General features: G+C 67.2%; 16 protein-coding genes. 8 read left to right on the top strand and 8 right to left on the bottom strand.

The features are described from left to right. Positions 1–133 precede the first annotated feature (133 nt). The 3 genes from E3T43_RS09170 to E3T43_RS09160 form a co-directional block, all read right to left on the bottom strand. Entirely contained in the window at positions 134–1,363 is a 1,230-nt protein-coding gene (locus E3T43_RS09170; protein WP_134472232.1) for an ABC transporter ATP-binding protein, read from the bottom strand. Then, entirely contained in the window at positions 1,363–2,934 is a 1,572-nt protein-coding gene (locus E3T43_RS09165; RefSeq protein ID WP_134472231.1) for an iron ABC transporter permease, read from the bottom strand. Before E3T43_RS09165 ends, E3T43_RS09170 begins: the two co-directional genes overlap by 1 nt. Before the next feature lie 174 nt (positions 2,935–3,108). After that, positions 3,109–4,146, bottom strand: a complete 1,038-nt coding sequence (locus E3T43_RS09160; RefSeq protein WP_134472230.1) for an extracellular solute-binding protein — start codon at positions 4,144–4,146, stop codon at positions 3,109–3,111. A 324-nt stretch (positions 4,147–4,470) separates the two neighbouring features. Between E3T43_RS09160 and E3T43_RS09155 the strand changes: the two genes are divergently transcribed. The 7 genes from E3T43_RS09155 (at position 4,471) to nucS (ending at position 11,332) form a co-directional block, all read left to right on the top strand. Further along, positions 4,471–5,688: an MFS transporter gene (locus E3T43_RS09155; protein WP_134472229.1), complete on the top strand. Its 1,218-nt coding sequence runs from the start codon at positions 4,471–4,473 to the stop codon at positions 5,686–5,688. Between the two features lie 145 nt (positions 5,689–5,833). Then, complete coding sequence (locus E3T43_RS09150) at positions 5,834–7,126, top strand: GAF domain-containing protein (protein WP_134472228.1); 1,293 nt, start codon at positions 5,834–5,836, stop codon at positions 7,124–7,126. A gap of 110 nt (positions 7,127–7,236) precedes the next feature. Next, on the top strand, positions 7,237–8,097 hold the full coding sequence (locus E3T43_RS09145) for a class II fructose-bisphosphate aldolase (RefSeq protein ID WP_134380629.1): 861 nt from the start codon (positions 7,237–7,239) through the stop codon (positions 8,095–8,097). A gap of 3 nt (positions 8,098–8,100) precedes the next feature. Then, positions 8,101–8,892, top strand: a complete 792-nt coding sequence (locus E3T43_RS09140; RefSeq protein ID WP_134443240.1) for an HAD-IA family hydrolase — start codon at positions 8,101–8,103, stop codon at positions 8,890–8,892. Further along, complete coding sequence (gene dhaL, locus E3T43_RS09135; RefSeq protein ID WP_134443239.1) at positions 8,889–9,521, top strand: dihydroxyacetone kinase subunit DhaL; 633 nt, start codon at positions 8,889–8,891, stop codon at positions 9,519–9,521. Before E3T43_RS09140 ends, dhaL begins: the two co-directional genes overlap by 4 nt. A 43-nt stretch (positions 9,522–9,564) precedes the next feature. Beyond that, positions 9,565–10,560 carry a dihydroxyacetone kinase subunit DhaK gene (gene dhaK, locus E3T43_RS09130; protein WP_134468246.1) on the top strand — a complete coding sequence of 332 codons (996 nt, stop codon included), beginning with the start codon at positions 9,565–9,567 and terminating at the stop codon, positions 10,558–10,560. Positions 10,561–10,636: 76 nt separating this feature from the next. After that, positions 10,637–11,332, top strand: coding sequence for an endonuclease NucS (gene nucS / locus E3T43_RS09125; RefSeq protein WP_134344869.1), 696 nt, complete (start codon positions 10,637–10,639; stop codon positions 11,330–11,332). Here the strand turns inward: nucS and E3T43_RS09120 are convergent. The 5 genes from E3T43_RS09120 to E3T43_RS09100 all read right to left on the bottom strand — a co-directional run bounded on the left by E3T43_RS09120 (position 11,329) and on the right by E3T43_RS09100 (position 16,882). Next, a complete protein-coding gene (locus tag E3T43_RS09120) occupies positions 11,329–12,264 on the bottom strand; it encodes an aldo/keto reductase family oxidoreductase (RefSeq protein WP_241978896.1) in 936 nt (311 codons plus the stop codon). The genes nucS and E3T43_RS09120 overlap by 4 nt on opposite strands. 31 nt (positions 12,265–12,295) lie before the next feature. Next, a complete protein-coding gene (locus tag E3T43_RS09115) occupies positions 12,296–13,213 on the bottom strand; it encodes a carbohydrate ABC transporter permease (RefSeq protein ID WP_134472227.1) in 918 nt (305 codons plus the stop codon). Next, positions 13,210–14,349: a carbohydrate ABC transporter permease gene (locus tag E3T43_RS09110; RefSeq protein ID WP_134472226.1), complete on the bottom strand. Its 1,140-nt coding sequence runs from the start codon at positions 14,347–14,349 to the stop codon at positions 13,210–13,212. The genes E3T43_RS09115 and E3T43_RS09110 overlap by 4 nt, the downstream gene beginning before the upstream one ends. Positions 14,350–14,441: 92 nt before the next feature. Then, positions 14,442–15,683: an extracellular solute-binding protein gene (locus E3T43_RS09105; protein WP_134472225.1), complete on the bottom strand. Its 1,242-nt coding sequence runs from the start codon at positions 15,681–15,683 to the stop codon at positions 14,442–14,444. 44 nt (positions 15,684–15,727) lie between these two features. Beyond that, on the bottom strand, positions 15,728–16,882 hold the full coding sequence (locus E3T43_RS09100; protein ID WP_134472224.1) for a LacI family DNA-binding transcriptional regulator: 1,155 nt from the start codon (positions 16,880–16,882) through the stop codon (positions 15,728–15,730). Positions 16,883–17,065: 183 nt separating this feature from the next. On the opposite strand from E3T43_RS09100, the gene E3T43_RS09095 reads away from it, so the two are divergent. Then, the gene (locus E3T43_RS09095; protein ID WP_134472223.1) at positions 17,066–19,168 is read left to right on the top strand and encodes a glycogen debranching N-terminal domain-containing protein; all 2,103 of its coding nucleotides are present in this window, start codon (positions 17,066–17,068) and stop codon (positions 19,166–19,168) included. Positions 19,169–19,196: the final 28 nt, after the last annotated feature.

Here is a 19,196-nt window from a genome sequence, read left to right as displayed (position 1 = left end):
ATTGGCTTGGCTACAACTATTGACTGCAGGTTTACGTGCCTACTGTGGGAACGCACCTCCCGCAGCTTTTACCTCTTCTAAGGTTGGCACGATCGCGAGCTCGCGCCAGGCGACTCGCTGAACATTCTCGTTGCTAGCCCAGCGGGTAGGCGAGGGCGTTCTGGCGCACCCCGAGGGTAACCCGGTCGCCGATGCGCGGCAGGTCGGGCGCCGCGACGCGTGCGCGCACGACGAGACCTCCGGCGACGGTGAAAGTGACCAGAGCGTCGTGGCCGGCGTAGGCGATGGCCGTGGTGACGGCATGCGTCCCCTGCTCGGTCGCGGACTCGGCCGCGTCGCTTGAGGTAGACGTCAGCCATTCCGGACGTAGCAGCACGAGCACCGGCGTTCCGTCGGCGGGAGCGGATGCTGCGCCCGTCCAGTCCGCGGCGAGCGAGCCGAGGGCGCAGTCGACGCGGCCGCCATGCCAGTGTCCGTCGAGCTCGACGGTGTCACCGACGAAACCGGCTACCCAGGGGTCCACCGGGCGTTCGTAGACGTCGGCGGGGGTGCCAAACTGCAGAATTTCGCCGCCGCGCATCACGGCGACAAAATCGGCGAGGGAAAGCGCTTCTTCTTGGTCGTGCGTCACGAGCAGACTCGTGTTGTGCTGGCCGCGCAGCAGCGCAGCGACCTCGGTACGCAGGGCGGAGCGCAGCAGGGGGTCGAGGGCGGCGAATGGTTCGTCGAGCAGCATGAGGTCGGGCCGCGGGGCGAGCGCGCGGGCCAGCGAGACCCGCTGGGCCTGGCCGCCGGAGAGCTGTGAGGGGGCACGATCGACGAGTTCGGACAGGCCGACCAGGGTGGCGAGCTCGGCGATGCGGGCCGAGCGGCTCATCTGCCGGCTCCGGTCCGGGCTGATCGGCGCTGCTTTGAGGTGGGTCGAATGCGGCGAGGAGGGGCGCGCGCGGGCTGCTCGTCCACTGCGGGTGAGGCCGGCCAGCAATCCGACCACACCGCCGGGGACCTCGCCTGGTTCGCAGTACAGATCGTCGCTCCGTTGAGTGCGCGGCAGCCCGAAGCCGATGTTCTCGCCGACCGTGAGGTGCGGAAACAGCGAGGCATCCTGCGGGACCCAGCCCATTCCGCGTTTCTCCGGCGCCCGCTGCACGCCGGGGCCGGTGACGAGGCGTCCACCGACGCTGATGGTGCCGGAGGCGACCGGCAACAAACCCGCGACGGCGCGCAGGAGCGTGGTCTTGCCGCATCCGCTTGGACCGAGAACGGCCACGAGCGAGCCGCGCGGAATGCGCAAACTGACGTGGTCAAGCACTCGGCGGTCACCGTAGGCGACGCGGAGCGCCTCGATCGTTACCCAGCCCACTAGTTCTCCCTTGCTGTGCCGCGGATGCCGCTAAGCAGCACCGCGGGCACCATCGCCACGAGCACGAGCGCCGCAGCGTACGGCGCCGCAGCGCCGAACTCGAACAGTGCCGTGCGACTCCACAACTCGGTGGCGAGCGTGGACACGCCCGTCGGCCGCAGCAGCAGCGTCGCTGGTAATTCTTTCATGGCCGAGATGGCCACAAGCAGTGCACCGATCGCGATGCCGGGCAGGGCGAGGCGCGCGGTGACCCGCCACCAGGCCTGAAACGGTGACAGGCCGAGCATGCGGGAGACGTCGCCGAGGCTCGTCGGCACCGCCGCGATGCCGCTGCGCACGCTGCCGATCGCCCGCGGCATGAACAGAACGACGTAGGCAAAGACGAGCACGACGGAGGTTTGGTAGAACATCGGAACCGCGGCGAGCGCGAAGAATACGAGCGAGAGACCCACGACGATGCCGGGCAGGGCGTGGCCGAGAAACCCAACGGCCTCGATCACGGCGACCAGGCGACCGGAGTAACGGGCCGCGAGCGCCGCGATCGGCAGCGCCACGAGCACGGCGACCACGGCGGCGGCGAGGGCGATCCCGAGGGTCGAACCGACCGCCTCGAGCAGCCGGGGAACGTCGATGGCGCGCAGGGTTTCGGCCTCGATCAGCCGGCTGAGCAGCCCGACCACGGGAACCACGACCCCGGCCAGCGGCGCGGCAACGAGCACTGCAACGTAGAAGGGCCCATTGCGGCCGGGCGCGCGGGCCGGCATGGTACTGCGACCGGGAACGCTGGCGACCTGACGGCGGCTGCGGCGTTCGCCGGCCACGACCACGAGGGCGAGCACCACGAGCACGAGGGCGAGCAGCGCGGCCTGGTTACGGTCGAAGCTTGCGCCGTAGGCGGCGTTGATTCCCCAGGTCAGCGTCTGCAACCGCAGCATCGAGACGAGCCCGAAATCGCTCAGGGAGTAGAGGCAGACCAACAGCGCGCCGGCAATCGCGGCCGGGCGAATCTGCGGCCAGGTCGCCGCCGCAAACGCCCGCAGCGGACCGCGACCCAGGGTGCGGGCCACCAATTCCAGATCAGCGGATGCCCCGCGCAGTGCCGCCGCGACCGGCAGCGTCACGTAGGGGGTGCAGACCATGGTCATGACGAACCAGCTGGCCCAGAAGCCGTTAAGGTGCGGAAACCACACCAGCCAGCCGTAGGCGGCGAGGTAGCTCGGCACCGCGAGCGGCAGCGCCGAGACCAGCAGGAGGGTGCGCTGGAACGGCAAGCGAATGCGAGTGAGGATCCAGGCGCAGATCGTGCCGAGCACGAGAGCGGACACGGTGACGGCGGCGGCGAGCAGCGCGGTGTTGATCGTGAGCTGCAGCACTCGCGGGCGCACGAGGGTATCGAGAAGTTCGGTCAGACCGGCCTCGGTCGTGCGCACCACCAGGTAGACCAGCGGGATGGCGGCAGTTGCGGCGCAGAGCGCAGCGACGGCCAGCAGCCAGGGCGGGGCACCGAAGCGGTACCGGGCTGGCGCGCGGGTCGCGGCCGTTCCCGGCGGCGGGATCAGTAGTTCGGTCATGCGCGCGGCCCGGGTGATCGGGCGGCTCGGGGAGCGGCCACCGGTGGGGTCGGGCGCAGCTCTCCGCAGCGGCTGGCGCTCCGAGACCGGGCAGGCGCCGGGGCATCCGCTTTGGTAAAGGGTAGGGCGCGGCTGCCGACCTGAGCCCGCAACCGCGCCTTCACTGCTTTAATATTAGATCAGGCCGTGCTTGCCGAGCAGGGTCTGGGTGTCTTCGAGGGTGTCGAGGTCGGCGAGGTCGAGGTCGGGGTTGACCAGCGAGTCGAGCGCCGGCAGGCCAGCCGGGGCGTCGATGCCAGCGATCAACGGGTACTCGAATGTCTCATCCACGAAATACTGCTGCGCCTTCGCGCCGACCAGGTAGTCGATGAATTCGAGCGCGTCAGCGTCTTCGGCTGCTCCGGCCAGCAGGCCGGCCCCGGCCACGTTCACGATGGATCCAGCGTCTCCAGCTTCGGGGTAGGAGAGCTGAGCACGCATGTTTTCTTCGCCGGTCTCGGCGGCCATGGCAAACCAGTAGTAGTGATTAAGCAGTCCGGCCTCGATCACACCGTCATTGACGGCGGCGAGAATTGCGCGGTTGTTGTCGAAGATGACCGGGTTGTTCGCAGCAATGGCGGCGACCCACTCATCGGCGGCTTCTTCGCCGTTCAGCACGCGGTAGGCGGTGACGAAGGCCTGGAAGCTCGCATTGGTCGGCGCGATTCCGAATTTTCCGGCCCACGCCGGGTCGGTGAAGGCGTCAACGGATGTTGGCACCTCGGCCGCGCTCATCGCCTCGCTGTCGTAGGCGATCACGCGGGCCCGGCCGGTGACGCCGACCCAGGTGTCGTCGGTCGAGGTGAATCCGACCGGGACCGCGTCGGTCGTCTCGGCGGGAAGCGTGGCAAACAGGTCGGCGTTGGCGAGAGCACCGAGCGCTCCGGCGTCCTGCGCGAGGAAGACCTGGGCGGGCGTGGCGTCGCCCTCCTCGAGCAGCAACGCGCCGAGCTCGGCGGTGTTGCCGTAACGAACCTCGACGCTGATGCCGCTGGTCTCTTCGAACTGGTCGATGAGCGGCTGAATGAGCGCTTCGTCGCGACCGGAGTAGAGAGTGAAGGCTCCGTCGCTCGTGGCCTCTGCTGTCGTTGGCTCGGCGGCTTGGGTGCACCCGGCGAGGGCAAGAACGGTGGCGCCGGCAACGAGGGCGGCGAGGGAGAGCGGGATGCGCATGGGACTCCAAGGACAGGGGTTTGATTGGCTAAGGTAAGGCTACGCTAACCCGCTGAGCGACGCCAATCGGCGGTGTCTTCCGGCGTCATGCGCCGGTGTCAGGCAGGTCCTGAGCGAGAACCACCGCAATTGCAGTCGATCTGCCGCATCACGCGGGCCCACCCCACGCCGCGGGCCCACCCCACGCCGCGGGCCCACCCCACGCCGCGAGGTCACCCTGAGCATTCAGTGCCGTCTCCACCCTCTGTGGGAACTTCTCGTTGTAGCGTTAAGGTTCCCACCCACCCGCTGTCGAGGCCTCCCGCCCGCCACTTGAGGAGCCCGATGACCAACTCCCCCGTGATTACCGCCGCCACACGCTCGGGCCTGATCGGCTGGCGCAACGCCGTGTTCGCAGCATTCTTCGTCTCCGGACTGGGCCTGGCCAGCTGGATGGCGCGGGTTCCCGCCGTCCGCGACGGCCTGGGGCTCGATACCGCGCAGGTCGGCATCCTCATCTTCGGTCTCTCGGCCGGCTCGGTCGTCGGACTGCTGATCGCCGCCGGCCTGCTCGCCCGCCTCGGCGCACGCCGCGCCATGCTGGTCAGCATCTCGCTGTCGGCGACCGGACTCGTGTTCATGGGCGTCGGCGTCAGCCTCGCGCCCTCGGCCCCGTTCGTGTTCGCGGCCCTCGCCGTGTTCGGCATGGGCATGGGATCCCTCGACGTCATGATGAACGTCGAGGGCGCGGCCGCCGAGCGGGCCATCGGCCGCACTCTCATGCCACTCATGCACGCCTGCTTCAGCCTCGGCACGGTGGTCGGCGCGCTCGGCGGCGCCGCGGCATCCGCGTTGGAGATCTCGGTGTTCTGGCATCTGCTGGTCATGGCGGCACTCGTTCTGGGCACCGTTCTCGTGGCCGTGCGGTTCCTGCCGGCCGCCATCGAAATCGATACTGAAGCGGATGCCCCGCGCCTCGCCTGGCGCGCGCGCCTGCAGGGCAGCCTCGCCGTCTGGCGTGATCGCAAACTGCTGCTGATCGGGCTGATTGTGCTCGGCATGACGTTCGCCGAGGGTTCGGCGAACGACTGGCTGGCCCTCGCCTCCGTCGATGGACACGGCCTCAGCAACACCGACGGCGCCATCGTGTTTGGAGTGTTCGTGGCCGCGATGACCGTGGGCCGCGTGATCGGTGGCCCCCTGCTCGACCGGTTCGGCCGGGTGCTCGTGCTGCGGGCCTGCGCCGGAATCGGCATCGCGGGGCTCGTACTGTTCATCCTCGCGCCGAACACCCCGCTCGTTTTTGTCGGCACAATCCTCTGGGGTATCGGCGCATCGCTCGGTTTTCCGGTGGGCATGTCGGCGGCCGCGGACGACACCAAGAACGCTGCGGCGCGGGTGAGCGCCGTCGCCATCATCGGCTACGGTGCTTTTCTGGTCGGACCGCCCGTGCTCGGACTGCTCGGCGACGCCTGGGGAATCCTCAACGCCCTGTACCTGGTTTTGGTGCTGATGGTCCTGGCCGGGCTGGCCGCTCCGGCGGCACGGCCCCACGCCGCATGAGTCACGGCACAGAAGGCTACGTCGGCTGGTGTGGTTCCTCGCCACATCGAAGCACCCGCCGCTAGCGCCAAGGGGGGACAGACCCATAGGGTGAAGTGCTGTCTACGGAACCAGGCTGGCTTGCACACTCAGAGACGAGAAGACGATGGGCCCGACCCCGACTCACCTGCCGACCCCTCGTAATGCCCCTCGATCGCAGACCGATGAGCCCGGCGATGAAGTAGCCCTGTTCCTGGCTACGGGGCCGACCGGCGATACGGGGCTCGGACCTCTGCTGGAACGGATCCTGCTGCGCGCCGCCCAGTTGCTGGGATGCGCCATGGGATCGATCTGCACTATCGATGAGACCGCTCAGGTCTACCGCAAAGAGGTCGACCTCGGCGACGAATGCCGGGCTGGCCAAGTCTTCTCACTGGATGAAGGCGTCACCGGAGCAGTCGTGCGAGCCGGTGGATCCGTTGTGTTCAGTGAGTACTCCAAAGTGCCGGGCGGTCATCTCGGCCGGGACGACGCCCGCTACCAGCGCCCGGTCATCGGCGTGCCGATCAGGCTTCCTTCCGGGGTCATCGGCGCCTGCGTGGTCTTTGCCAATACCTCCGAGCGGCTCTTCACCAGCCAGGACGCCCGGATACTCGAACGTTTCGCCGCTCAGGCGGCCGCCGCCATCGCCGACTTCCGTCTGCACACCGTGGCCATCGAGGTCAACATCAATCTGGCCGAGTTTCACACGTCCGAGCGCGCAGCGCTGGCCCACAGATTCGGGCTGCCGGGCGGCGACGATCCGTGCAGACCGACGCACGTATCGATCGGGCGCCTGACCGAGACACACCCCCATCGGGTGCTCGTCATGCACGAACGAGCAGTGATCCGCGCCGGCTTGGTGCACCTGCTCACGCAGGAGGGGACGGGCATCCAGGTGATCGCCGAGTGCGGCGACGCTGCCGGCGCCCTCGCTGCGGCACGGTATCTGCAGCCCGACGTCGTGGTCACTGACATCGATCTGGTCGACCTGCCAGGCGCCGACCTGATCGAGGCGCTGGCTCGCACCAGTCCGGGCACGGCCGTCGTGCTCCTGGTCGGAGACCCACACGACGAACGAATCCGGCGCGCGGCCCACTCTGGCGCCCGCGGGTTCCTGAACCGATCCACCGAGGGGCATTCGCTCGTGCGAGCGGTCGACTCGGCCGTTGCCGGCGATGCTGTTCTGTCGCGCTCCCTACTGGAAATGTGGGGCGAACCGGCCGATCCCGCCCTCCTCACGTCCCGCGAGCGGGAGGTGCGCCGGCTGGTGGAGGGCGGACTCCGGGACAAGCAGATCGGTACGGAGCTTGGCATCTCGGTAAAAACCGTCGAAAAGCACGTCGGCACGATCCTCAGGAAGACGGGAGCAGCCAACCGCACAATGCTGGCCGGGCTGGCCCATCCGCATCATTCCTGAACGGATGCCGACGACGACCAGGGATTTCCCCCAAAGCGAATGGGGGGACTCCCCGATAGCGCGCGATGCGCGTGCCGGTTTAACGTGGGACGAAGCCAAAGGAGGCCGTCGTGCCAGTTGTTTCCCTGAAGGAAATCGTCGACCGGGCGTTCGATGCACGCTACGGCGTGCCTGCTGTCAACGTGTTCAACGACCTCACCATGCAGGGGGTGCTGGCTGCCGCAGTCGAAGTTCGCTCGCCGATCATCGTGCAGACGTCGGTCAAGACCGTGCGCTCGATCGGCGCGAAGGTGCTGTTCGCTATGTGGCAATCCATGACCGCCGACATCGACGTGCCCGTCGCCCTGCACCTCGACCACTGCCCCGACCGTGACGTGATCAGCGAGTGCCTGGCCATCGGCTGGAACTCGGTGCTCTTCGACGCGTCCCAGCTGCCCGTGGCCGAGAACCAGCGCCAAACCATTGAGGTGGTCAAGGAGGCCCGAGGCTACGGAGCCCATGTCGAGGGTGAGATTGAATCCATCACCGGCGTCGAAGACGGTGTCGGCTCCGATCAGACCGCGGCGCGGCAGACCCTTGACGTATCCCTCGCGTTCATTGAAGCGACCGGCGTCGATGTCTTCGCTCCGTCCATCGGCAACGCCCACGGCGTCTACAAATCGAAACCCGTTTTGGACTTCGACCGGGTCAGCGATCTGGTGGCGGCGCATCCAATACCCATCGCCCTGCACGGCGGCACCGGAATGACGGACGCCCAATTCCACGACCTGATCCAGCGCGGCTGTTCCAAGGTGAACATCTCTACCGCCCTCAAGGTGACCTATCTGCAATCCACCCTGGCTAACCTGCGGTTCGCCGAAGAGGCCGACAAATGGGACCCGCCGACGCTTTTTCGCGCTGTGAGTGGCGATGTCGTCGACCTCACAACGGGCCTGGCCCGCACGTTCGGCTCGGCCGGCCAGGCCTGGTAAGCGATGCCGGCACTGATCTTCGACTGCGACGGCGTACTCGCCGACACCGAACGCCACGGACACCTGCCCGCCTTCAACGCCAGCTTCGCGGAGTTCGGACTGCCCGTGCACTGGAGCGAGGAGGATTACGCCGCGAAGTTGCTGATCGGCGGTGGCAAGGAACGCCTTACGAGCCTGCTCACGCCGGACTTCGTTCAGGCGGCCCATCTTCCCGCCGATCCGGCCCGGCAACAAGAAACCGTCGCCACCTGGCATCGGCGCAAGACCCAGATTTACACCGACCTGATCGCTGTCGGAGCGCTGCCCGCCCGCCCGGGGATCGCCCGGATCGTCGCCGAGGCGGCTGCTGCCGGCTGGATGCTCGCGGTCGCCTCAACCTCGGCCGAACCCTCCGTGCGGGCAGTGCTGACCCACGCGGTGGGCGAGTCCCTGGCCGCACAGTTCCAGGTATTCGCGGGAGACATCGTGGCCGCCAAGAAACCTGCGCCGGACATCTACGCCTATGCCTTGGAGCACCTCGGCGTGAGCACCGACGGGGCGATCGTCATCGAGGACAGTAACAACGGCCTGCGCGCCGCCCGCGCTGCCGGGTTGCGCACCCTCGTCACAGTGAGCAGTTACACCGTCGATGAGAACTTTGACGGTGCCGCCCTCGTCGTCACCTCGCTCGGCGACCCGGATGGCGAACTCGCAACCGTGCTGGGCTCTCCTGCCGGCGTGGTGCCGAACGGTTTCGTGACGCTGGGCGACCTTTCGATGCTGCTGCGCGCCCCCAACCAGGAGGAAGAATCATGACCAGTTCCCTGAACGCGACTGAATTCGTGGTGCGCTCCATCGCCGAGGAGGCCCTCGTCAACGAAAAATACTTCGGCGAACTTGACTCAGTTGTCGGTGACGGGGACTTCGGCTACTCCCTGGCCCGCGGTTTCGAGGTTGTGCTCTCCGGCTGGGACGGCGTTGACCGCACGGACCCCGGGGTGTTCCTGAGCAAGATCGCGATCGTCATCACCAGCACCATCGGGGGAACGTCGGGGCCGCTCTGGGGAACGGCATTCCTGCGCGCCGGCACCGCGCTCAAGGGCCGAAACGTGATCAGCCCGGCGGACACCATCACCGCGCTGCGCGCAGCCATCGAAGGGATCAAGTACCGCGGTAAGTCCGACGTCGGTGACAAAACCCTGCTCGATGCTTTCGTGCCCGCCGTCGACACGCTCGAGGCCGCATTTGCGGCCGGCGACGACGCCAAGACTGCTCTGGGCAAGATGGCGGTCTCCGCTCGGGAGGCCGCACAAGCCACGAGCCTGCTCCAGGCCCGGCGCGGGCGCGCGAGCTACACCGGCGAGCGCAGCGTGGGATCGCCCGACGCCGGCGCGATCGCCATTGCGGTGCTGGTCGAGCGCCTCGCCCGAACCTGGGCCAACTAGCCCACCGATAACCATCCGATCCCGACAACGACGTGGAGACATCATGAAGAAGTTCATCAACGACCCCCAGCAGTTCGTTCCCGAGATGCTCGAGGGCATCGCGCTCGCGAACCCCGACACCCTGCGCTACGTTCCCGAATATCACCTCATCCATCGAGCGGATGCCCCCAACCACGACAAGGTCACCATCATTCAGGGCTCCGGCTCCGGCCATGAGCCAGCCCACGTGATGACGGTCGGTAAGGGGATGCTGGACGGCGCGTGCCCTGGAGACGTCTTTGCCGCCCCGCCGATCGACTTCATTATCGAGTCCACCAAGCTCCTTGCCTCTGACAAGGGGGTGCTGCTCCTGGTCAACAACTACACCGGAGACCGGATGGCGTTCGAGATGGCCGAGGAGGCATCCAGCGCCGACGGCATCCAGGTGCGCACGCTGTTCATCGACGATGACGTGTCGGTGCAGGACTCCACCTACACCGTCGGCCGCCGCGGCGTCGCCGGCAACTTCTTCGTGATGAAGGCCGTTGGAGCCGCGGCGGAGTCCGGTGCCGACCTCGACGAGCTGGTGCGCATCGGCGAAAAGGTCAACTCCGTCACCCGCACCATGGGTGTCGCGCTGACGGCCTGCACTCCTCCCGCCCGGGGGGAACCCCTGTTTGCCCTCGGCGACGACGAGATCGAGATCGGCGTCGGCATCCACGGCGAACCGGGGCGACGCCGGGCCAAATGGATGCCCGCCGACGAGATCGTAGACGAGCTGCTCAGCGCGATCGTTCCCGACCTGCCATTCGTCAGCGGGGACCGGGTCGCCGTGATGGTGAACGGCCTCGGCGGCACGCCGATCAGTGAGCTGTACATTCTCTACGGGATCATCCACAAGCGGCTCACCGCGCTGGGCATGACCGTGGGACGTAACTATGTCGGCGAGTACTGCACCTCGCTCGACATGGCCGGTGCCTCGATCACGCTGGTGCGACTCGACGACGAGATAGCGGCACTACTCGCCGCCCCGGCCGAGATCGCAATGCGAGTTTTCTGAGCCGCCCGACCCGTGAGCGCGGTCGCCGAGGCCCGTGCCGATGAGAGGCCGAAGGCGACCAGGATAAACTCGTTCAGTGCGCCTTGTAATTGCGAAATGCTCCGTTGACTATGCCGGGCGTCTCAGCGCGCACCTGCCGCTGGCCACCCGCCTGCTGATGATCAAGTCCGATGGCAGCGTGCTCGTGCACTCCGACGGTGGCTCCTACAAACCGCTGAACTGGATGAGCCCACCCTGCTCGATCGCCATCTCCGAGCCCGACGGCGATCAAGCGGATGCCGGCATCACCGCCCTCTGGACGGTCACCCACGCCAAGACCGCCGACCAACTCGTGGTCAGCGTCTACGACGTGCAGCACGACTCGGCCCACGAACTCGGCATCGACCCCGGCCTGATCAAGGACGGCGCGGAGTCGCACCTGCAGAAGCTGTTGGCCGAGCACATTCATCTGCTCGGCGAGGGTTTCACCTTCGTGCGCCGCGAGTACATGACCGCCATCGGGCCGGTCGATATCCTCGCGCAGGATGCCGCCGGCCGATCTGTCGCGGTAGAACTCAAGCGAAATGGTGATATCGACGGGGTGGAACAGCTCACGCGCTACCTCGAACTCATGAATCGCGACCCGCATTTGGCGCCGGTCAGTGGGGTTTTTGCCGCGCAGACGATCAAACCGCAGGCCCGCAAGTTGGCGGAGGATCGCGGCATCCGCTGTCTGCTGCTCGACTATGACGCCATGCGCGGCCTCGACGATACGGCCTCGAAACTCTTTTAGGGCAGCGGGCGCCCGCGGGCCGCAAGGTACAGCGCGAACCACTCGTCGCGGGTCATCGCCGCTGCCTGCGCGGTTGCATCCCCGCAGGCCCGAATGCGCGCCGGATCGCTCGATCCGAGGACGGGGTCGATGTGCGCGGGGTGCCGCATCAGCCAGCCGAGAACGATGGCCTCGCGGGTCGTGTTCTTCACCTCGGCCAGCGTCTGCACCAAAGCGGATGCCGCCTCCTCGGCCGCTGTGCCCGTCGCCCCGGAATACCGGCCCTGGGCGAGTGCGCCCCAGGCCTGCAGCCGCACGCCATTGCTCGCGCAGTACTCGAGCGTGCCGTGCGGGAAGGTGTTGTCGGCGCCGTCCGGGTGGTTGACCAGCACCGTGCTGTCGACCCAGTCACGCTTGAGCAGGCTCATCTCAAGCTGGTTCACCACGATCGGCAGGTCGATCTCGCGCTGGAGGAACGCGATCTGCGCCCCCGACATGTTCGAGACGCCGAGCGCGCGAATTTTTCCGGCGGCGTGCAGGTCAGTCACCGCCGCGGCGACAACGGCGGGTTCGAGCAACGGATCGGGCCGGTGCAGCAGCAGCGTGTCGACGTAGTCAACGCCCAGGCGCGCGAGGCTGTCGTCAACCCGCGCCACGATCGCCCCGAGGTCGTAGGGAGCGTGCTCTGCATCCAAGCGGATGCCGCACTTCGTCTGAATCTCAATGCGATCGCGCAGTCCCGACGAGCGTTTCAGAACCTCACCGAACACCTGCTCCGCCTTGCCAAAGCGGTAAATGTCGGCGTGGTCGAACACCGTTATGCCGATGGACAGCGCGGCCTCGACCGCGGCTGCGGCCTGATCGATAGCGGCCGGGGTGACCGGCCCGGGCGTCCAGTCGCCGCCGAGTCCCATGCATCCGTAGATCAGGCGGGCGGGCGGAGACAGCGTCATACGGATTCCTTTGTGAGGGGGAACGAAAAGGCTAACCTTTCTCGCCGCCCTCGGTGGTGTTCATGATGCGTTTCTGGAAGATGAAGAACATGACCGCGACCGGGATGGTCATGAGCAGCGCCGAAGCGAGCACGAGCGGATACTGGTTGCCCGACCCGAGCTGCCCAGACACGAGGGAGGCCACACCGGTCGTCAGGGTGTTGAGGTCGGCGTCCTGCCGCGACACCACGAAGTGCGCGTACTCGTTCCACGAGCCCTGGAAACTCAGAATGAACAGCGTCACTACGGCCGGCCGGGCCATGGGGAGCACGATCGTCCAGAAGGTGCGGAAAACGCCGGCGCCGTCGATGCGCGCGGCTTCCTCGACGCTGACCGGAATCGACTCGAAGAACTGCTTCATGATGAAGATGCCGGCGGCATCCACCACGAGCGGCAGGATCATGCCGGCGTAGCTGTTGAACAGGCCGAGTTCCTTGAGAATCAAAAACCGGGGAATCAGCAGCACCACTCCGGGCACGGCCATGATCGCGATGAGACTCGCGAAGATCACGCCGCGACCGCGAAACTTGAGCCGCGACAGCGCGTAGCCGGCGATCGAGTCGAAGAAGACCCGGCCGAAGGTGACGCAGAGCGTGATGATGGTCGAGTTCATCGCCCAGCGCGGCAGCGGCACGTCGGTGAATAGTCGCTCATAAGCCGCGAAACTCCAGGTCTCGGGAATCAGCGACAGCGGGTTAGCGGTGGCGTCGGCATCCGTTTTGAAGCTGCCGGCGATCGAGATCAGGAACGGGTAGATATAAACGAGGGCAAGAATGATGAGGCCGAGATAGCTGATGATGGCCACGGTTCGGGCCCGCGACGAGAGTCCGCGACGCCCGGCCCGCGCGGGTCGGGGCTTCGCGGCGTTCGAATCGGCCAGGATTGCGGTTTCCGGGGTCAGGGTGCTCATTTCGCACTCTCCTTATAGGTAGAGCGCGCCGCGCTCGCATTCAGTTCGGCATCACGACGGATGCGGTTGCGCTCGGCCTTCCTGCCCACATCGCGGTCCCGCAGCACGAACCGTTGGAACAGTGTCAGCGCCACGATGATCACGAACAGGATGAAGGAAATCGCCGCGCCCTGGCCCCATTTCAGCTCGGTGAACGAGGTGTCGTAGGCCAGGTAAGCCGGCGTCAGCACGGTCTTGCCCGGCGCTCCGCCTCCGGTCAGGGCGACCTGGTCGAAGAGCTGCCACGACCCGATCAGACCGAGGGTCAGCACCGTGAACAGGGTCGGCGTGAGCATCGGCAGCGTCACGGAGAAGAACTTGCGCAGGCCACCGGCACCGTCCATGACGGCCGCCTCGTCGATCTCGCCGCTGATGTTCTGCAGCGCCGCGATGAAGAGCAGCATGAAGGTGCCCGAGGTCGTGAACACCGCCAGAATAATCAGCGTGCTCATGGCAACGGATGGCCCGCTCAGCCACTCCCACCAGCTGATGCCGAGCGGTCCCTCTGCGGCGAGCGCCGCCGGGGCGCTCGTGACCCCGGCGCTGGCAAGCAGGTTGTGGATGACGCCGCTCGGGTCGTTGAACCAGTTCGGCCCGTTGATGCCGAACCACTGCAGCACCGAGTTCACGGCGCCCGAGGCGGTGAAGAGAAAGAGAAAGATCGAGGTGATCGCGATCGAGCTCGTCACCGAGGGAAAGTAGAACGCCGTGCGAAACAGGCCGCGACCCTTGAGCACCCGGCGGTTGACCTGCACCGCGAGGAACAGCGCGAGCGAGGTCTGCAGCGGCACCACGAGCAGCACGTAGTAGAGGTTGTTGCGAATCGAGGTTCCGAAGTCGCTCTTACTCAATCCGTCGTCGATCAGCACTTTTTCGTAGTTTTCGGTGCCGATCACCCGTGAGTTGCCGAGCGGCGAGCCGAGCCCGTTCCAGTTGCTGAAGCTCACGTAGAGCGCCAGCAGAATCGGCACCACCAGGAACAATCCGATGATGATGACGGCCGGGCTGATGAACAGCCAGCCGAATTTCGCTTCGCCCGAGCGGATGCCGCGGGGCGCCCGCGCACTGCGCCCGCCCGCCGTCAGTCTGCGTGCCATGGTGTCTCCCTTGATACCGTGATGCCGGGGGCCCCGTCAGCGGGCGGTGTGACGCCACTGTCGCGCGACCGCCCGCCGACCGGGCCGGCTGGCTACTGGCCGTTGACCTCGTCGAGGGTGGACTGCAGGCTCGTCTGCAACGATTCGAGGATCGCCTTCGGGTCGCCGCCGATCAGGCCCTCGAGCTTCGAGTTGAAGTCCGTGATGGCCGAGGCGGAGCCGGCGAAGTTCACCGGGCTGACCGCGTAGTCGGCACTCTCGACGAATGACGCGTTCTCGGGGTAGGTCTCGGCGTAGGTCGCCGCGGCGGACTCCGTGGAGGGGATCACGCCGAATGCGGCGGCAGCGTCAAGCTGCTCCTGGTCGCTGGTAAGAAATTCGACGAGGGAGGTGGCGGCATCCGCTGTGTCAGAGTTCTGCGGGATGCCCCAGCAGTTGGTGAAGCTGAACGTGGACTGGCCACCGGGACCGGCCGGCAGCTCATAGGCGGCGTACTTGGTGTCGGGGAAGTCGGCGGCGATGCCCTTGATCCACGGGCCTTCAATGACCATGGCGGCCTTGCCGGCGCCGAGAGCTTCACCGGACCAGCCGGCGTCGAGCTCGGTCGGAAACTTCAGCACTCCGTCGGTGTGGAGCTGTTGGATGTACTCGAGCCCGGCGATATTCTCGGCGCTGGCCGCGTCAACGGTCGTGCCGTCATCGCTGATCAACTGGCCACCGGCCTGGTTCATGAAGGCACCCGCTCGACCGTATTCGAGCCCGAACGAGAGTCCGACCTGGGTGTCGGTGGTGAGGGTCTTCGCGACGGCAGCGAGGCTCGCCCAGTCGGTGGGGACATCCGCTTCGGTGAGGCCGGCGGCGGCCCAGAGGTCGGTATTGACGATCAGGCCGAGGGTCGAGAAGTCCTTCGGCGCGCAGGTGAAGGTGTCGTCGTAGCTGAAGGTGTCGACGAGGGTCGGGTAGAAGTCGCCGGCGTTGGCGAGGTCGGCCGCGTAGGGATCGAGGTAACCATTGCTCGCGTAGGTCTGAAACTGGTCCCAGCTCATGTAGAAGAGGTCGGGAGCGGCGTCGCCCGCGAAACCCTGGCTGAGCTGCTGGTTGAGGTCGCTCGCGACGACGACCTCAACGGTCGCGTCGTTGTCGGCGGCCCAGGCGGCTGTGGCCGCCTCGACGGCGGCGGTTTCCGCCTCGCCGGAGGATCCGATCATGACCGTGAGGGTCTGGCCGGCGGCATCGTCGCCCCCGGAGGCGCAGCCCGCGAGGGCGGCGGTCGTTGCGAGGGCGAGGGCGGCTGCTGCCAGCGCCCGCGTCTTGATGGCTGTGTTGTTGGACATCGGATTAATGCCTTCCTGACTTCGTTGTGAGGTTGTGCGTGGTCTTAGCGGGTGAGTGAGGGTGACGGTTCGGAAAGGGGCAAGTGATTTGACCGCCGCTTGACGAGCCGTGGCGCGATCAGGCGGTGGGCCTCGTTGGGGGCGAGGTTCGGCACGCCGACGGTATTTCCGGTCGGGCCGAGCAGCAGCTCGAGGGCGCCGGCGGCGACCTCATCGAGGGGCTGCATCACGCTCGAGAGCCCGACAGCGGCGGCCACCGGAGTGTCGTCGAAACCAATGATGGGCAGGTCGCGCAGGCCCGCCGAGCTCGTGGCGATGAGCGCTCCCAGGGCGAGCGTGTCGCTCGCGCAGACGAGGGCGTCGAGGCCGAAGTCGTCGGGCCCCTCGCCCGCTTCGGCGACGGCAGCGGATGCCCCGGTTTTGGCAACATTTCCGGCAAGCGCGGCCGAGCGCCCGGTGACCAAAGCAGCCACGACCGCGGCCGTGGCCTGCGGCACCCCGTCGTGGCTCTCGGTGCAGAGCGCCCGCAGCTCGGCCTCGCCAAGGCCCAGCCGCTCGCGCATGGCGTCTTCCCAGCCGCTGCGGCGGTCGTCGCCGGTGCCCGACGGGCGCGGCCAGCCGAGCCAGCCGACGCGCCGGGCGCCCTGATCGAGCAGCGAGATCGTGGCGTCGTAAACGCCCTGACGACCGTCGACGTCGACCCACAGGTGCTGCGGGTCGGTCATATCGTCGATGCCCCACGGCCGCCCGAAGGTCACGAAGGGAATGCGATTGGCGATCAGCCACTCGGTGCGGGGGTCTTCGTGGAACGTCGCCGTGAGCACAAACGCGTCGACCTCGGCGGCCTCCCGCAGGCGGCGGATCTGCTCGATCTCCTCTTCAGGGGTGGCGGCGGTGAAGAGCAGAATGCGCAGGCCACGGGCATCCGCCTGCTCGGTCAGCGCGTGCAGAAAACGGTCGAGCACGGCGCCCGAGATGCCGTTCATCATCGGGTCGAGGCGGATGCCGAGGGTCGCCGACTTCTGCTGCCGCAGCCGCCTGGCCGATAGGTTGGGCCGGTAGCCGAGCTCGGCGATGGCGGCCTGGACCCGGGTGCGAGTGGCCAGCTTCACGATGGCCGGGGAGTTGAGCACGTTCGAGACGGTCTGGCGCGAGACCTGGGCGATGCGGGCCACATCTTCGACGGTGGGCTGTCTCACGGGGGCTCCTTCGGGTCTCGGCGGTGAGGATGATCTGCGCAATTCTTGGATCGTTCATATTCTTTGTCAAAAAATTTGATCGATCAAATTCTAGGTGTTACGTTACCTGACGAGCGGTAAAAGTCAACAGCCGCACTTTTCAGAAGTTCTCTCACGCCAATCAATGAGGAGTCGTGACCACCCATGACCGCACCCGCCACATCTTCCCCGGCTATTCCGGTTGCCACCACCACGGACGCCGCCCCGCGCCAGCCGCTCATCCACAACGAGACCCTCGTACTGCGGGCGCCGACCCAGGCATGGTCCTCCGCCGACGGCAGCATGGGCGACTCGCCGATCCACGGCTACTTCTTCTCGGATACGCGACTGGTCGCATCCGTCGCCGTGCGCGTCGGGGCCGAAGCCGGCGAGCTCATCGCGACCGTGCCGCACGGCGCCGACTCGATCACCTTCGTGAGCCTGCAGCGCCACCTCGACGACCACATGCCCGACCCGCGGGTGCGCACGCTGCACACCCGTACGGCTACGATCACCGGCGTTCGCGATCAGATCGTGGTGGCGAGCGACCTGCGGGATGCGTTCGAGACGGTCGTCGAGGTCACGCTCACCCCCGACCTCAGCAATATGGACAACATCAAGAGCGGGCTGCCGGCGCTGCCGACGCCCGTCATCACACTGGCCGACGGTCAGGCCGCCAGCTGGGCGAGCGACTCGCTGACCGTGAATCTCGTCGCGGCGGCCGGCGCTCTCAGCCAACTGCCCACCGGCGAGCTGCTGTTGCGCTGGCCGGTCACGGTGCCGGCCCGCGGCGAGGTGCGCGTCGGCTGGACGATCGACGCCACCGACACTCGAGCAGTCGTGCGCGGCGTCGAAGGCGCGCCGAGCTGGAGCGTGCCGGCCGTGAAAACCGCCGACGACCGCCTCAGCCGCTGGGTCAGCACAGCGCTCGGCGACCTCGACGCCCTGCGCCTGACCACCACCGCGCACCCCGACGATGTCTTTCTCGCCGCCGGAGCGCCCTGGTTCTTCACGCTGTTCGGCCGGGACTCAATCTGGGCGGCCCGCATGATGCTGCCGCTCGGCACCGAACTGGCCGGCGGTACCCTGCGCGTGCTCGCCGCCCTGCAGGGAGCTAGAGCCGTGCCCGACACCGCCGAACAGCCCGGCAAGATCATGCACGAGCTACGCCGCGACACCCTCGAAATCCACGGCGAAGGCCTCCACCTGCCACCCCTCTACTACGGCACCGTCGACGCGACCCCGCTCTGGGTCTGCCTGCTGCACGACGCCTGGAAATGGGGCCTGCCCGACGACGAGGTTCGCGCCCTGCTGCCGAACCTCACCGCCGCGCTCGGTTGGATGCGCGACTTCGGCGACGCCGACGGCGACGGCCTGCTCGAATACACCGACGAGACCGGCCATGGCCTCTCGAACCAGGGCTGGAAGGACTCGGGTGACTCGGTGCAGTGGCGCGACGGCTCCCTCGCCGAGGGCCCGATCGCGCTCTGCGAGGTGCAGGCCTACGCCTTCGAGGCCGCCATGCACGGCGCAGACCTGCTCGACCATTTCGGCGAGCCGGGCGGCGCGGAGTGGCGACTGTGGGCATCCGCTCTGCAGGAAAGGTTCAACGAAGCGTTCTGGATCGATTCACCGCAGGGCGCCTACCCGGCGATCGCCCTCGACGCCGCCAAACGCCCGGTCGACACGGTCACGAGCAACCTCGGCCACCTGCTCGGCACCGGGCTGCTCACTGCGGAGCAGCGTGCGCTCGTCGCCCGCCGTCTGGTCAGCCCCGAAATGAGCAGCGGTTTCGGGCTGCGCACCCTCAGCACCGATTCGACCGGGTACTGGCCGCTGAGCTATCACGGCGGCAGCGTCTGGACCCACGACACCGCGATCGCCATCAAGGGGCTCGCCAGGGACGGCTTCACGGCCGAGGCGAATACCCTGATCAGCGGGCTTCTCGCCGCCGCCGCCGGATTCGACTACCGCATGCCCGAACTGCACTCCGGAGACTCGGCGACGACCCAGACCCGTCCCATCCCCTATCCGGCCGCCTGCCGCCCCCAGGCCTGGTCGGCCGCCTCGGCCGTGTCGGTGCTCGCGAGCGCGTTCGGACTGAACGCGGATGCGCCCGGTGGGGTGCTGGGCGTGACACCGATGCGCAGCAGCCTCACTCCGCTGAGCGTTTCCGGCCTCAGTTTTGCCGGCGCGGCCGTTTCCTTGACGGTCAATGACGAGGGAGAAATTACGGCAGCGTCGGGTGCTGCAATCGAGGTGCGCTGAGACTTTCTCGCGAAACCGTGGGAACGCT

This window comes from Cryobacterium sp. Hh7 (genome assembly GCF_004403155.1).
Lineage (GTDB): Bacteria > Actinomycetota > Actinomycetes > Actinomycetales > Microbacteriaceae > Cryobacterium > Cryobacterium levicorallinum.
This window is presented reverse-complemented; position numbering and strand designations above follow the sequence as displayed.